Annotated in this window: 14 protein-coding genes; all 14 read left to right on the top strand. The window is 30.5% G+C overall.

Annotated features, from left to right (window positions below; genetic code table 11):
• Nucleotides 1–4 precede the first annotated feature (4 nt).
• Nucleotides 5–1,111 (top strand): UDP-galactopyranose mutase, encoded by a 1,107-nt coding sequence (glf, locus tag AC52CF_RS04255; RefSeq protein WP_214590640.1) that lies wholly within the window; start codon nucleotides 5–7, stop codon nucleotides 1,109–1,111.
• Nucleotides 1,101–2,147 (top strand): hypothetical protein, encoded by a 1,047-nt coding sequence (locus AC52CF_RS04260; RefSeq protein WP_214590639.1) that lies wholly within the window; start codon nucleotides 1,101–1,103, stop codon nucleotides 2,145–2,147. Before glf ends, AC52CF_RS04260 begins: the two co-directional genes overlap by 11 nt.
• 14 nt (nucleotides 2,148–2,161) lie before the next feature.
• Nucleotides 2,162–3,064, top strand: a complete 903-nt coding sequence (locus tag AC52CF_RS04265) for a glycosyltransferase family 2 protein (protein WP_214590638.1) — start codon at nucleotides 2,162–2,164, stop codon at nucleotides 3,062–3,064.
• Nucleotides 3,061–4,059 carry a CgeB family protein gene (locus AC52CF_RS04270; protein WP_214590637.1) on the top strand — a complete coding sequence of 333 codons (999 nt, stop codon included), beginning with the start codon at nucleotides 3,061–3,063 and terminating at the stop codon, nucleotides 4,057–4,059. The genes AC52CF_RS04265 and AC52CF_RS04270 overlap by 4 nt, the downstream gene beginning before the upstream one ends.
• Before the next feature lie 102 nt (nucleotides 4,060–4,161).
• Nucleotides 4,162–5,604, top strand: coding sequence for a hypothetical protein (locus tag AC52CF_RS04275; RefSeq protein ID WP_214590636.1), 1,443 nt, complete (start codon nucleotides 4,162–4,164; stop codon nucleotides 5,602–5,604).
• Nucleotides 5,605–5,936: 332 nt separating this feature from the next.
• A complete protein-coding gene (locus tag AC52CF_RS04280) occupies nucleotides 5,937–6,962 on the top strand; it encodes an EpsG family protein (protein WP_214590635.1) in 1,026 nt (341 codons plus the stop codon).
• Nucleotides 6,963–7,958 carry a glycosyltransferase family 4 protein gene (locus AC52CF_RS04285; protein ID WP_214590634.1) on the top strand — a complete coding sequence of 332 codons (996 nt, stop codon included), beginning with the start codon at nucleotides 6,963–6,965 and terminating at the stop codon, nucleotides 7,956–7,958. It begins immediately after the preceding gene.
• Complete coding sequence (locus AC52CF_RS04290; RefSeq protein WP_214590633.1) at nucleotides 7,955–8,962, top strand: glycosyltransferase; 1,008 nt, start codon at nucleotides 7,955–7,957, stop codon at nucleotides 8,960–8,962. Before AC52CF_RS04285 ends, AC52CF_RS04290 begins: the two co-directional genes overlap by 4 nt.
• A gap of 10 nt (nucleotides 8,963–8,972) precedes the next feature.
• Nucleotides 8,973–10,007 carry a polysaccharide biosynthesis protein gene (locus AC52CF_RS04295; RefSeq protein ID WP_214590632.1) on the top strand — a complete coding sequence of 345 codons (1,035 nt, stop codon included), beginning with the start codon at nucleotides 8,973–8,975 and terminating at the stop codon, nucleotides 10,005–10,007.
• Nucleotides 10,008–10,015: 8 nt separating this feature from the next.
• Nucleotides 10,016–10,444, top strand: coding sequence for a WxcM-like domain-containing protein (locus AC52CF_RS04300; RefSeq protein ID WP_214590631.1), 429 nt, complete (start codon nucleotides 10,016–10,018; stop codon nucleotides 10,442–10,444).
• Entirely contained in the window at nucleotides 10,441–11,559 is a 1,119-nt protein-coding gene (locus AC52CF_RS04305; protein ID WP_214590630.1) for a polysaccharide biosynthesis C-terminal domain-containing protein, read from the top strand. Before AC52CF_RS04300 ends, AC52CF_RS04305 begins: the two co-directional genes overlap by 4 nt.
• An 80-nt stretch (nucleotides 11,560–11,639) precedes the next feature.
• Nucleotides 11,640–12,776 carry a non-hydrolyzing UDP-N-acetylglucosamine 2-epimerase gene (gene wecB / locus AC52CF_RS04310; RefSeq protein WP_214590629.1) on the top strand — a complete coding sequence of 379 codons (1,137 nt, stop codon included), beginning with the start codon at nucleotides 11,640–11,642 and terminating at the stop codon, nucleotides 12,774–12,776.
• On the top strand, nucleotides 12,776–13,981 hold the full coding sequence (locus AC52CF_RS04315) for a glycosyltransferase family 4 protein (RefSeq protein ID WP_214590628.1): 1,206 nt from the start codon (nucleotides 12,776–12,778) through the stop codon (nucleotides 13,979–13,981). The genes wecB and AC52CF_RS04315 overlap by 1 nt, the downstream gene beginning before the upstream one ends.
• Complete coding sequence (locus AC52CF_RS04320) at nucleotides 13,982–14,875, top strand: NAD-dependent epimerase/dehydratase family protein (protein ID WP_214590627.1); 894 nt, start codon at nucleotides 13,982–13,984, stop codon at nucleotides 14,873–14,875.

Here is a 14,875-nt window from a genome sequence, read left to right on the forward strand (position 1 = left end):
TAAAATGAAAAAATATCTAATCATTGGATCTGGATTTTCCGGAGCTGTTATTGCAGAACAATTAAGTAAAAATCCGGAAAATCACATCACTGTAATAGATGAGCGGGATCATATAGGGGGAAACTGCTATACGGAGAGAGATTCGGAAACCAATGTAATGGTACATAAATACGGTCCACATATTTTTAATACAGACAATAAAGAAGTTTGGGATTACATCCAGAATTTTTGCGAAATGGTTCCGTTTGTAAATCGCGTAAAATCAATTTATAAAGGAAATGTTTATTCTATGCCTATTAATCTGCATACCATAAACCAGTTTTTTAATAAAACTATGCGTCCGGATGAGGCAAAGATATTTATAGAATCTATTGCTAAAAAAGATATTGAGGAGCCTCAAAATTTTGAAGAGCAGGCCATGAAGTTTATCGGGGAAGATCTTTATAAAGCTTTCTTTTATGGTTATACAAAAAAGCAGTGGGGATGTGAACCCACAGAATTACCTGCAAGTATTCTCAAAAGATTACCTGTAAGATTTAATTATAATGATAATTATTATGCAAATCCTTATCAGGGAATTCCAAGAGATGGATATACCGCAATTTTCGAGAAAATGCTTTCTGCCAGTAATATTGAAGTTAAACTTAATACGAAGTTTGATTCTTCATGGGATCTTTCAGAATATGAAAAAGTTTTCTATTCCGGACCTATAGATGCTTTTTTTGATTATAAATACGGAAGACTTTCGTATAGAACCGTTTATTTTGAAAGAGCTGTAGCAGAAGGAGACTATCAGGGCAATCCTGTCATAAATTATGCAGATCCTGAAGTTCCATATACCAGAGTACACGAGCATAAACATTTTACTCCTTGGGAAGAACATGAGAAAACAACTTACTTCAAAGAATTCAGTAAAGAAACTGAGGAAGCAGATATTCCTTACTATCCTAAAAGATTAACGGAGGATATGGAAAAACTTGCATTGTACGAAGAGGAGGTTAAAAAGATGGATAAAATTTATTTTGTGGGAAGATTAGCAACCTACAGATATATGGATATGCATCATGTAATAGGCGAAGCTTTAGAAATTTGTAAAAGTTATGGAAAATAAGATATATGTTTTATGTCCAGCTAAATACCAGACAGGAGGGACAGAATTAGCTCATCAACTTGTGGACTATCTTAATAAAAAAGGTCTGCAATGTTATATAGTTTATTATTTAAAGGATAAAATAGTAAATGAGGAAATTCCAGAAGGCTTTAGAAAATATAAGATTAAAACTTCTGTTGATATTGAAGATAATGATAAAAACTATTTGTTTATACCAGAAAGTTCTTTATACTTTGCTAGACAAACAAAAAATATTAAATTATTTTTTTGGTGGATGTCTTTTGATAACTTCTTTGGCATAGCTTCAATTTTTGACTACTTAAAGTACTTTTTTAAGGGATATTTTACATGGAAACAGTTATTAATTAACATATATTTTTATAATATTAAGTTGTGTACAAGTATTTCATCACTTAGAAAATGCTATAAAGATAGACTAATCAATGTTTATCAGTCCAAATATGCTCAGCATGAAATATTTAATTTAGGATTTTACAATCAAATGCCCCTAAGTGATTATATTAATAAAGAATTTATACAAGATTATCTTGCAGGAAACTCCAATCTTGTTAAACAAAATATAGTTTTATACAATCCAGCAAAAGGAATTAGGACAACCAGAAGATTAATTAAATCTGCACCAGAAATAAAATTTGTACCATTATCCGGACTTACACGTGTACAAATGAAGGAATTGCTTAGAACGGCAAAAGTTTATATTGATTTTGGTAATCATCCAGGAAAGGATAGGATCCCAAGGGAAGCATGTATAAATGGATGTTGTGTTATTGTAGCTGCAAAAGGATCTGCAAAATATTTCGAGGATGTTCCAATAAGTGAAAACTATAAATTTTCTAGAATCGATATTAAAAAGATTAAAAATACAATAAATAATATATTTGATAATTACGAACAACATAATAAAGACTTTGTCTACTATAGAAGTAGAATTGTCGAAGAGGAAAGTATATTTTACAAAGAGATAGATAATATTATTGAGTATATTAACTTGAAGAACATAAAGTCTTCTCACTAGATAAAATTCAGTAAATGCAGGTTTCAATAATAATTGTTAATTATAACACAAAAGATATTACCAATAATTGTATAAATTCTATTATCTCTCATACAAAAGATTTGGGGTATGAAATCATTTTAGTGGATAACGGTTCTAAAGATGGCTCTAAAGAATATTTCGAAGAGAGGAGAGATATAACGTATATTTATTCTATTGAAAATTTGGGGTTTGGCAAAGCTAATAATCTTGGAGCAGAAAAAGCTAAAGGAGAACTTCTGTTTTTATTAAACTCAGACACCATTTTAATTGAAAATTCCATAAAAAAAATGTTTGATTTCTTTTGTCAGAACGAAGAAGGGTTAAAAATTGGAGTTTTAGGCTGTCTTTTAATTGATGATAAGTATGAAATTAATGGATATGGCGATGAGTTTCCTTCCTGTAAAAAAGAGATTAGTAATTATTTATCATTAATTCCAATTACTAATTTTTTCGTTAAAAAGGAAAAGAGAAAACCGATTGAATTAACAAATGATTATTTTGAAATTGATTACGTGATCGGCGCGGATATGCTTATGAGAAAGAAAAATTTTCTCAAACTTAACGGATTTGATGAAGACTTCTTCATGTATTATGAAGAATCTGATTTACAGAAAAGGATGAGTAATTTGCTTGGTGTAAGAAATTTTATCTATACAAAAACTAGAATTATTCATCTAGAAGATGCTAGTGGAAAAAATATAAAGCGGTACACAAATAAAAAAAGGATTATTGTACATAAAAGCAAAAACTTATATTTGAAAAAGAACGATTTTGAAAACTTCAAGTTATATAAAATTTATGACAATTTATTTTTGTGGCTCAGTAAATTCAATAAAAAATATACAAAACAAGAATATTTTGAATACTTCACTGAAATAAAAAAGACACATCTATGAAAATAGCGATTATAGGAAGCAAAGATTTTGATAGCTTAGAATATCATATACATGATTCTCTTACTTTTTTAGGACATGAGGTATTTCATATTGATATTTCAGATGTAATAAAAATTCCGTACAGATATAATTATTATGCTACAAAACTATTCCCAAAATATGATGAAAAAGTATTTCTTAAAATAGCAGATCGAGTTATTGATGAAAAACCGGATTTGGTAATCGGGGTTTATCGCTTTATACATCCGAAATGTATAAGAAAAATAAAAGATGAACTTAAAAATGTAGTAGCGATTCATATTAACCCGGATGCTTTAACCACTTTTGAGTATCAACAGATATTTGTTTCCGATTATGATGCATATTTTACAAAAGATCCTTACATTGTAAGTTTTATGAAAGGTAAAATGTCTCTGAATGCGCATTATCTTCCTGAGGCTTTTAACCAAAGAGTTCACAAACCTTTTGAAGAAAAAGACAGAAAAACATTGGAAGAAGAGACGAATATAGATGTTGTAACCTTTGGAAATATGTATCCTTACCGTGCCAATATGATTAAAAGTTTGGTAGAAAGCAATATAAACATAAAATTATTTGGCATACCGGATAAGAGATTCCCACAGAAGGCAGTTCAGAATAACTTTACCAATGAATATATTACTGGTGCCAGAAAATCAGAGGTTTTGTTAGGATCTAAAATAGTTTTTAATAACTTTCATTATGCGGAGATAGAATCTGTGAATGTAAAATTCTTTGAGATTGGTGGCATCGGTGCTTTTCAGATATGTGATTATAAACCTATAATTAAAGAATACTCTATAATTGACCCGGAACAATTTACGTTTAAAAATATTAATGAAGCTATAGAAAAAATTAAGTACTATATTGATAAGCCTAATGAAAGACACCTTTTAAGCAAACAGCAACGAGAACATTTCTTAACACATCATACTTATGACATAAGATTGAAAAAAATGTTAGATAGTATATTGTAATTTTCAAAAATTAGCAATTTGTGAGTATATATTTATTATTGTAGATTTTGATTATATTAAAGTGATAAAAAATTAATATATACAGTCAAATAGAAAAACGTAATGTTAAAATTAAAATTAAATAAAGCTACATTTATTGCTATAAATCTAATGGTATTTGGATTCATTGCATATAAATCTTTTTTTTTATTGAATGAGGTAAAGAATAGAGAAATTGAATATGAATTGTTATTAGCTTTTTTATCATCGCTGCTATCTATAGTGCCATTTACATACTCTTGGTATAAATTAGGAAAACCAAGACTTACAGATTGGGTGAAGTTTTCTACTTTTTTATATTTGATTTTTAATTATTACGATATAGCTAATTTGTTGGATTCTAAAGAGGTAGGAATATATGCGGAAAATTATGTGAACATTTCTTATGTTTATGGTGCTTTACTAACTGTTGTTATTGGTTTAATGACAATTAATATTGTAGATTTTCTGTTCATTTTTTTTGGTGCTGTAAAAAATAAAAATGTACTGAATTACGAGATACAAAATAAATATATTTTGAGAAATGAAAAACTTTTTATTATTTCTTCACTATCATTTATAGGACTCATGTATTTATTACTCGCGTTGGGTGTTATAGGGTATGGAGCTTCGGATGAAGTAAACATAGGATCTTTTTCATTCATATTTCAGGTAATTAATATCGTATCTCCTATTTTTTATTTGTCTTATTTAATCCTTAAGTATTCCATGCATTATAATTCTAGAATGTTTAATATAGCGTTTAAAACGTATATGTTTTTATATATTCTTTTTGGATTAATTGCCGGTATGAAAGGAATTCTTATTTTTGGAATTGTTCTTTTTTTAATTCCTTATCTTAATTCCGGAAGGAAAATAAATATAAAATATGTAGTGTTTTCATTTTTGTTTTTACTTATTCTTTATCCATTAAATAACAACTACCGAGATATTTTAGTTAAGAATCCAGGAGTAAGTAAAATTGCTGCTTTACAAGTCGCAACCGCCCAAACTGTATCATTAAATTTTGGAAAAAATGTTTCTTCCAGTACAAATAGCTACACTGATAGAATAGCAATGTTGCCCTATCTGGTTTTTGCTTTAGAAAAAGAGAAGGATTGGAATAATTATAAAAACTTAGATAGATTTATTTACTTACCTGTTTCATTAATCCCAAGATTTATATTGTCAAACAAACCGCAAGAAGACAATGGGGCAAAACTACAAGAAATGATTGTAAAAGGAATAAGAAATTCTCCCACGCCAACAATGTATGGTTGGGCATATTTGGAAGGAGGATTTATATATGTTGTATTTCATTTTTTATTACTATCTGTAGTACTCAACTATGTTGATTTTTGCATAAAGAAAAAATCTATTTTTCATTTAATTTTTTATGCAAATCTTTTGGTAAAAAGTATTATTATCGAACAAGATGTTTATTTCTTTATTGCCTCCTTGTTTCAAATGATATTAGTCTATTATTTTTTTACAAAGTTTTTTTTCGTACGATCCTATATTAAGTAATTAATTTGCTTTAAATTAAGTTTAGAATTAGTAAAATAATTTAACTTTATTTTTATTAGTTCTGGAGTATTGAAAAATATTTTTATAAAAAAAGAATCAAGAATATAACTTACCAGACAACTTTAGTATAGAATCATATCTTTAATGAACCACATAAAACAAGGCTTAAACAAAATGAAGAAGATTATAATTTTTATAAATAAATTGAAATACAATTTATTTATAGAAATTACATAATTAATAGAATTGCTTGTATTTAGATATTATTAATTATTATGATATTACTTACTCTATTTTTACTAATTGTATTTTCGATCTTATCATTCTTTGATTTGATAAAAACGAGAAAGAATATCATACTATATTTCTTTTTAATATATCTCGTAATCTTAGAGGCAATTAAGTATAGTAGTGGTACAGATTATTTTTTTTATTATTATGATTATCAAAATTATTTTACTCATCAAAATTATCAATCAAGATATGAACCTTTATATTCAATATTTTCAAAATTAGCTGTAGTTTTAAAATTACCATATCACCTATTTCTATTTATTTATTATTTCATTTATTATTTATTAATAGGGATTGTTTTAAAGAAAGTTTCTCCTTATCCGATAATATCATTATTATTATTATTTTGTATTTCTATAGGTCTTATGGGAAGCAACAGGCAGTTGATGGCAGCCGTCATCGTTTTTTTTACCTTTTTTACTTTTTTTATTAATAGTGCATCATTTAAAAATTATTTTTTGTTTTTTTTATCTGTTCTTATTGCCTGTGGTTTTCATTATTCCGCTATAGTTTTCTTACCTATAGCTTTATTTAGGAATCGAATAGCATATAGTTTTTGGATTTCTTGTCTAGTGATTGCTTTTTTGTTTTTAGCTTTTAACATTAATAGCTACATAATTTTTAATATAGACAATTTTATCCCTCAAGCTTATTCTAATCTCATAAACAAATATAAAACAACTGAAAATGTAGTTATACCTGTAGATTCCAATATAATACTAGGTTTTTTGCGAAGAGCATTACTTGTGATATTATTTTTAATATTTAAGACTGAGCATAAATTTCGTCCAATCTTTAATATTTTATATAATATTAGTTGGTTTTCGTTGATATTTTATATTCTTTTTTATACAATTCCTTTTTTAGCCTCAAGAGCTGGAACTTATTTCTTAATTTTTGAATGTATAAGTTATGTTACTCTTTTAAAATTGTTAAATCAGAAATATTTACAGCATATTTTTTTAGCTTTTATTATTTTATTTTCTATATTTTTGTTTTGCAAGAATATAGCCCCATATCCTCACTTATTTATCCCTTATAAAACAATTTTTGGAATTTTTTAAATGAAAATAAATTATTTTTTCAGAGCATATAATAGTCATCAAATAAGTATCGAAAAATTATTTGACATTATCATAAAATCCATAGAGGAAAAAGGTGTAAAAACTTATAAAATTGTTAATCCCTATAATTTTTCTTTTGTTAGCATGTTTAGATCCATGTTATATTTTAGAAAAAATCAGGCACAAATAAATCATATTACAGGAGACATCCATTGGGCAAGTTTGTTTTTAGATGCCAATAGAACAGTACTTACAATCCACGATTTAGTAGGATTAGAACAGATGAAGGGTGTTAAAAGAAAGTTATACTTTTTATTATGGGTTTATCTGCCCATTAGAAAACTGAAATATATTACTGCAATATCCGAAAAGACAAAGCAAGAAATTGTTAACTTAATACCCTGGTCTAAAGATAAAATTACGGTAATACCTAATTGTGTTTCCATTGAAATTAATAAAAAAGATGAGGTTAAGGAAATAAGTGATATTCCTAATATTTTAATAGTAGGGACGAGACAAAACAAGAATATAGATAGAGTTTTTAGAGCATTAAAAGGACTCAACATACATTTAACAATAGTAGGTAATTTATCAACTATACAAGAGATGTATTTGATGGAAAATAAATTCAAATACGATAATTTGGTTGGTATTACAGAAAGTGAGCTGTTAAAATGTTATCAAAAAGCTCATATTTTATGTTTTGTATCTGTTTACGAAGGCTTTGGCTTGCCTATATTAGAAGCGCAGGCTCAAAATTGTTGCGTTATAACATCGGATTTATCTCCAATGAATGAGGTAGCAGGAGAAGGAGCCCTACTTGTTAATCCATATTCAGTTGAAAGCATTCGCTCTGCAATAAAAGACCTTATAAATAACAAGGAAGAAAGGCAGCGTTTAACATTATTAGGTAAAAAAAACGTAGTAAAATATTCTGTAGAAAATGTGGCTAACCTGTATATAAAATTATATTTCAAAATATTAAGTAAATCATGATACTAATAGACGCATTATACATCAACAACAGCGGTGGGAAAGTTCTGTTAGATTATCTTATTGAAGAACTGGAGAAAACCGATAAAGAAGTTTTTTATCTTTTGGATGAACGTATTCAGAAAGAAAAATTACAGTTAAAAAAAAATAAAGTAATATACTTAAAGGCTTCTTTAATAAAAAGAAGAAACTTCTACAAAGAAAATAAAAATAAGTTTTCTTCGATACTGTGTTTCGGAAATCTTCCTCCTAATATTAAAACTTCCGCTAAAGTTTATACCTACTTTCATCAGCTTTTATTTTTGGATCTTCCAAAAGAAATGTCTTTTATAAGCAAAAAGATATACTACATCAAAACACGTTTTCTGAATGCTTTCAAAAAAAATACAGATTACTGGCTGGTTCAGACAGAGTTGGTTAAAGAAAAGCTGTCAAAAAAATATGGGATTCAGGGAAGTAATATTTTGGTCATTCCCTTTTATCCGCCTTTCACTTCAGAAGTTAAAACAAATATCAGAAAAGAGCATCAGTATATTTATGTCAGCAATGTATCAAAACACAAAAATCATCTTAGGCTGATTGAAGCATTTGCGAAATTTTATGATAAACACAAAAAAGGAAAACTCATTCTAACGATTCCTGATGATGCCTCTGAAATATTAAATTCAATTAATGAAAAAGTAAATCAGGGATATCCTGTTGAAAATATTGGATTCGTAGATCGAAATTCTTTATGCCAATTATACACAGAATCAGAATATCACATATTCCCATCCCTTACAGAAAGTTTCGGTCTAGGCTTAGTGGAAGCTATAGAAAACGGCTGTAAGATAATCGGTGCAGATTTACCTTATACCTATGCTGTCTGCAAGCCAAGTCTGGTTTTTAATCCTTTAGAAGTAGATTCTATTACTGAAGCATTATCACTATCTTTGCAAAAAAATACAATCAACTCAGAGTCTAAAGTAAAGAATGAAATCAATACATTAATTTCTTTACTGCATTAAAATATAAATTATGGAAATACAAAATAAAGTCCTTCTTATCACAGGTGGAACAGGTTCATTCGGAACGGCTGTTTTAAGAAAATTCATCAATACAGATCACTTCAGAGAAATCCGTATTTTTTCCCGCGACGAGAAAAAGCAGGATGATATGAGAAACCAGTTTAAAAGCGATAAACTGAAATTCTATATCGGAGATGTAAGAGATTACAGAAGTGTAGAACCTGCAATGAGAGGAGTAGACTATGTATTTCATGCCGCAGCTTTAAAGCAGGTGCCTTCCTGCGAATTTTTCCCGATGCAGGCTGTAAAAACCAATGTGGAAGGAACCCAAAACGTAATTGATGCCGCAGCTAAAAACAATGTAAAAAAAGTAATCTGTCTAAGTACAGACAAAGCCGCATATCCTATCAATGCAATGGGAATTTCCAAAGCAATGATGGAAAAAGTAGCCGTTGCCGCATCACGTAATCTGGAAAATACAACAGTTTGCCTTACAAGATATGGAAACGTAATGGCTTCCAGAGGATCGGTAATTCCGTTATTTGTAAAACAGATTAAAAGTGGCGAATCCATTACCATTACAGATCCGAGTATGACAAGATTCTTAATGTCGTTAGAGGAAGCGGTAGATTTAGTTCTTTTTGCTTTCGAACACGGAAACTCAGGAGACCTTTTCGTTAATAAAGCGCCTGCAGGAACTATCGGAGATCTTGCTCAGGCTTTGAAAGAAATGTTTAAAGCCGATAATCCGGTAAAAGTAATCGGAACGAGACACGGTGAAAAACTCTACGAAACCCTTTGTACGCGTGAAGAGATGCTGAAAGCCGAAGATATGGGAGATTTTTACAGAATCCCTGCCGATAACAGAGATCTTAATTACGCACAGTATTTTTCAGAAGGGGTAGAAGATATTTCCAAAATAGAAGACTACCATTCTCATAATACAAAACAGGAAGATGTTGAAGGAATGAAAAAACTTTTATTAAAACTCCCATTAATCAGAAAAGAAGTTCTGGGAGAAGATATAATGCAATATCCTGATTAATTTTTATTATGGCTATTCCTGCAATCATAGAAGGAGGAAAATATTCTGACGAAAGAGGCAGTTTGTTTTTTAACAATAACTTTGATGTTTCGGCAATTAAAAGAATATACTGTATCGAAAATAAAGATACAGATTTTATAAGAGGTTGGACAGGTCACAAAACTGAACAGCGATGGTTCTCTGCATTACAGGGAATCTTTATCATAAGATTAATAAAAATTGATCATTGGGAAACACCCTCAAAAGATTCAGAAATTTTGGAATTTGAACTTCATGCAGATCAGTTGGATATTCTTCATATTCCACAAGGATATGCAAGTGCTATTCAATCCAAAGTGCAAGAATCAAAATTATTGGTAATGGCAGATTATGCTTTGGGAGAAATAGAAGATGATTATCGATTTTCTATTGATTACTTTAAAAATTTACAGCAATGAAAAAAATAGGAATTACCGGACAGAACGGCTTCGTTGGTTCGCATTTATATAACACTTTGGGCTTACAGCCTGAAAAATTTGAAAGAATTTCTTTCGAAAGAGATTTTTTCGAATCTCCTGAAAAACTGGACGACTTCGTAAAGCAGTGCGACGTTATTGTACATCTTGCAGCCATGAATCGTCACCCCGATCCGGAAGTAATCTTCAATAATAATGTAGAGCTTGTTAAAAAACTGACAGACTCTTTACAGAGAACAGGATCAAAAGCACACGTTCTTTTCTCATCATCTTCTCAGGAAGAAAGAGATAATCTGTACGGTAAATCTAAAAAAGAAGGCAGAGAATTATTTGCAGACTGGGCAAAAAACAATGGAGGTAAATTTACAGGGATGATTATTCCTAACGTTTTCGGACCTTTTGGAAAACCGAATTACAATTCTTTCATCGCAACATTCTGTCATAAACTTACCCACGGCGAAAATCCTGTGATTGATAATGATGGAGAAGTAAAATTAATCTATGTCGGAGAACTTGTTCAGGAAATCATCAATCAGATTGAAGTTGCAGAAACCAACGAATTATATGAAGTTCCTCACACATCCGTAAATAAAGTTTCTGAAGTTTTAGCTAAACTTGAAAATTACAAAAAGCTTTATTTTGATAACGGAGAAATTCCGGTGTTGGAAACGAAATTCGATCTTAATCTTTTCAATACATTCCGTTGTTATTTTGATATTAAAAATCATTATCCCGTAAAATTTACACAGCACACCGATCCGAGAGGGGCTTTTGTGGAAGTAATTCGTTTGGGAATCGGCGGACAGTGTTCTTTTTCCACTACGGTTCCGGGAATTACCAGAGGAAACCATTTTCATACAAGAAAAATCGAAAGATTTGCGGTAATTAAAGGCAAAGCCCTTATTCAATTAAGAAAAATAGACAGCGATGAGGTCCTAGATTTTTATTTAGACGGAAACGAACCCGCTTATGTAGATATGCCGATTTGGTATACCCACAATATTAAAAACATCGGAGAAGAAGAACTGTACACTATTTTCTGGATCAATGAACCCTTTAATCCGGAAGATTCAGATACCTATTTTGTGGAAGTTTAATAATATTTAATTATAAACTTCACGGGCTTCTCCAATAAACAGACATTAAAATTTATCTTTGCAAAGGCAAAAAAAATACAATGAAAAAACTAAAAGTAATGACGGTTGTAGGAACACGACCGGAAATCATTAGACTATCAAGAGTATTATCAGCTTTGGATGCTTCCGAAGCCATTGAACATATTATCGTCCATACAGGTCAAAACTACGATTACGAGCTGAACCAGATCTTTTTTGAAGATTTGGGACTTCGTAAACCGGATTATTTTCTGGAAGCAGCAGGTAAAACGGCAACAGAAACGGTGGGAAATATTTTAATTAAAATAGATCCTCTTTTGGAAGAATTGCAGCCTGAAGCATTTTTGGTTTTAGGAGATACCAATTCTTGTCTTTGTGCCATTCCTGCCAAGAAAAGACAGATTCCTATTTTCCATATGGAAGCTGGAAACAGATGTTTCGATCAGCGGGTTCCGGAAGAAACCAACAGGAAAATTGTAGATCACACTGCAGATATTAATTTAACCTATTCAGACATCGCAAGAGAATATCTTTTAAGAGAAGGTCTTCCTGCAGACAGAATCATCAAAACGGGTTCTCCTATGTTTGAAGTGCTGAATCATTATCTTCCTCAGATCGAGAGTTCAGATGTTTTAAGCCGTCTGAATTTAGAAGAAGGAAAATACTTTGTGGTATCATCCCACAGAGAAGAAAATATTAATTCTGAGAAAAACTTCAACGGATTAATAGAAAGTTTAAATGCCATTGCAGAAAAATTTGGTTATCCGATCATTGTTTCTACACACCCGAGAACCAGAAACATGATCGATAAAAAGCAGGTTGAGGTAAGACCGGAAATTCAGTTCTTAAAACCGCTTGGATTCCATGATTATAATGCGTTACAGATGAGAAGTTATGCTGTTTTATCAGATTCTGGAACTATTTCAGAGGAGTCTTCTATCTTAAATTTCCGTGCTTTAAATATCAGAGATGCACACGAAAGACCGGAAGCAATGGAAGAAGCATCCGTAATGATGGTCGGTTTATCTCCGGAAAGAATCTTACAGGGATTAACGCAGCTTCAGCAGCAGAAAGTAGGAACAGAAAGAAATTACAGACCGGTTTCAGATTATTCAATGCCGAATGTTTCAGAGAAAATGGTAAGAATTATTCTGAGTTATACGGATTACGTTAACAGAGTTGTTTGGAGCAAAAAATAATGAAAAATCTCTGGATCGCAACCGAACTTTTTTATCCTGAAGAAACTTCAACTTCTTTTATACTCACAAAAATAGCAAACAGACTTTCGGAAAAGTATGATGTAAAAGTTGTTTGTGGAGATCCTGTGTATGACAAGCAAAAGAAAAGCAGTCATTTTAGTCTGGATTCCCGCGTAAATGTTCACAGAATAAAAGGATGGGGCGGAAACAAAAACAGTCTGTTGAGCAGATCTCTAAGATTTGTTTTTCTGTCTCTTTCTATCTTTTTTTATCTTTGGAAAAACGTTAAAAAGGGAGAAAAGGTTTTTATGGTTACGAATCCGGCGCCTTTAATTCTGCTTGTTTCAATCCTTAAAAGATTAAAAAAAATAGAATTAATTATTCTGGTTCATGATGTTTTTCCCGAAAATACCATTCCTGCCGGAATCATTAAATCTGAAAAGTCAGTACTATACAGAGTTCTCAGAAGTATTTTTGATAAAGCGTATTCAAAAGCTGATCTGCTGATTACATTAGGCAGAGATATGCAGCAAGTTATTGAAGCTAAAATCAGAAAATATAACCGCCATTCGAAAATTGAGATCATTGAAAACTGGGGAGATACGGAAGGTATTTATCCGCTCTTGAAAGAAGAAGTACTTAATGAGGATTCATCTTTAAAAGACAGGATCATCTTTCAGTATGCCGGAAATTTAGGAAGAGTTCAGGGATTAATTGAATTATTGCATATTATAAAAAAAGTGAAAAATAATCGTCTGGTTTTTCATTTTGTCGGAGAAGGAGCTGTTAAGAATACAATGTTGGAATATGTAGAGGAAAATAAGCTGAAGAATGTTTTCTTTGACGGAGCTTATTCAAGAGAAGATCAGCTTCAGGTATTAAATAAGGCAGATGTGTCATTTGTAAGTTTAGCGCCTAAAATGTTCGGATTGGGAGTTCCTTCAAAAACATACAATATTTTAGCTGCCGGAAAACCGGTTTTATATGTTGGAGAAAAAAACAGCGAAATAGATTTACTTTTAAGAGAAGAAAATATAGGGTATTCATTTCAGCATTTTGAAGAACAGAACATTCTGGATTTTTTTAATTCTTTCGATGAAACGTCTGTTCAAGAATTAGAAATAATGAAACAAAAAGCAAGAAAAGTAGCAGAGAAAAAATTTTCAGAAGAGATCATGCTGAATAAATTTTATAATATTATTTAAATGAAAGTGCTATTTACAGGAGCCAACGGTTTTTTGGGAAAAAATGTAATTCCTTTGCTTCAGAAGAAAAATTTTGAAGTAAAGACCTTTGGAACTTCCAATGCAGATTATATATTTAATATTACCGATGCCATAACTCCTTTTAAAGAAAAGTTTGATATTATTTTTCATGCTGCTGGTAAAGCGCATTCTGTTCCTAAAACTAAGGAAGAAGAAAGTGTATTTTACAAAGTAAATTTTGAAGGAACAAAAAACCTTTGTAATGCTTTGGAAGAAAATCTGCCGGAATATTTTGTTTTTATAAGCACAGTGGCTGTTTATGGTAAAGATTTCGGTGAAAATATAACTGAAGATATGCCATTGGAAGGATACACGCCTTATGCTGAAAGCAAATTGATGGCAGAGGAATTTCTTACTAAATGGTGCAAAGAAAAGAATGTAAAACTGTTCATTCTCAGACCTTCTTTAATTGCAGGACCCAATCCTCCGGGTAATCTGGGAGATATGATTAAAGCGATTAAATCGGGAAAATATTTTAATATTGCAGGAGGAACAGCAAGAAAAAGTGTATTCTGGGTGGAAGATTTTGCTGAGATAACCGTGAAAATGCTGGGAAAAGAGGGTGGAATTTATAATGTTTGTGATGATGCAAATCCTGCTTTTAAAGAAATCTCTGAAAAAATATCAGCCAAATTAAAAAAGAAATCTCCGAAAAGTATTCCTTTTTTTCTGGCAACATCAATGGCTTTAGTGGGTGACTTATTGGGAAATAAAGCTCCAATTAATTCTTTGAAATTAAGAAAAATAACAGATTCTCTTACATTTTCTAATGAAAAAATAAAGAGAGAATTAAATTATAATCCTTCAAACGTAATAGAAAAATTTCAACTGTAA

The sequence above is a fragment of the Chryseobacterium sp. 2P genome (assembly GCF_059579425.1).

Bases quoted from the DNA above. Each gene is read 5' to 3' on its own strand.
- glf (WP_214590640.1), top strand. From the start codon at position 5: ATGAAAAAATATCTAATCATTGGATCTGGATTTTCCGGAGCTGTTATT.
- AC52CF_RS04260 (WP_214590639.1), top strand. From the start codon at position 1,101: ATGGAAAATAAGATATATGTTTTATGTCCAGCTAAATACCAGACAGGA.
- AC52CF_RS04265 (WP_214590638.1), top strand. From the start codon at position 2,162: ATGCAGGTTTCAATAATAATTGTTAATTATAACACAAAAGATATTACC.
- AC52CF_RS04270 (WP_214590637.1), top strand. From the start codon at position 3,061: ATGAAAATAGCGATTATAGGAAGCAAAGATTTTGATAGCTTAGAATAT.
- AC52CF_RS04275 (WP_214590636.1), top strand. From the start codon at position 4,162: ATGTTAAAATTAAAATTAAATAAAGCTACATTTATTGCTATAAATCTA.
- AC52CF_RS04285 (WP_214590634.1), top strand. From the start codon at position 6,963: ATGAAAATAAATTATTTTTTCAGAGCATATAATAGTCATCAAATAAGT.
- AC52CF_RS04290 (WP_214590633.1), top strand. From the start codon at position 7,955: ATGATACTAATAGACGCATTATACATCAACAACAGCGGTGGGAAAGTT.
- AC52CF_RS04295 (WP_214590632.1), top strand. From the start codon at position 8,973: ATGGAAATACAAAATAAAGTCCTTCTTATCACAGGTGGAACAGGTTCA.
- AC52CF_RS04300 (WP_214590631.1), top strand. From the start codon at position 10,016: ATGGCTATTCCTGCAATCATAGAAGGAGGAAAATATTCTGACGAAAGA.
- AC52CF_RS04305 (WP_214590630.1), top strand. From the start codon at position 10,441: ATGAAAAAAATAGGAATTACCGGACAGAACGGCTTCGTTGGTTCGCAT.
- wecB (WP_214590629.1), top strand. From the start codon at position 11,640: ATGAAAAAACTAAAAGTAATGACGGTTGTAGGAACACGACCGGAAATC.
- AC52CF_RS04315 (WP_214590628.1), top strand. From the start codon at position 12,776: ATGAAAAATCTCTGGATCGCAACCGAACTTTTTTATCCTGAAGAAACT.
- AC52CF_RS04320 (WP_214590627.1), top strand. From the start codon at position 13,982: ATGAAAGTGCTATTTACAGGAGCCAACGGTTTTTTGGGAAAAAATGTA.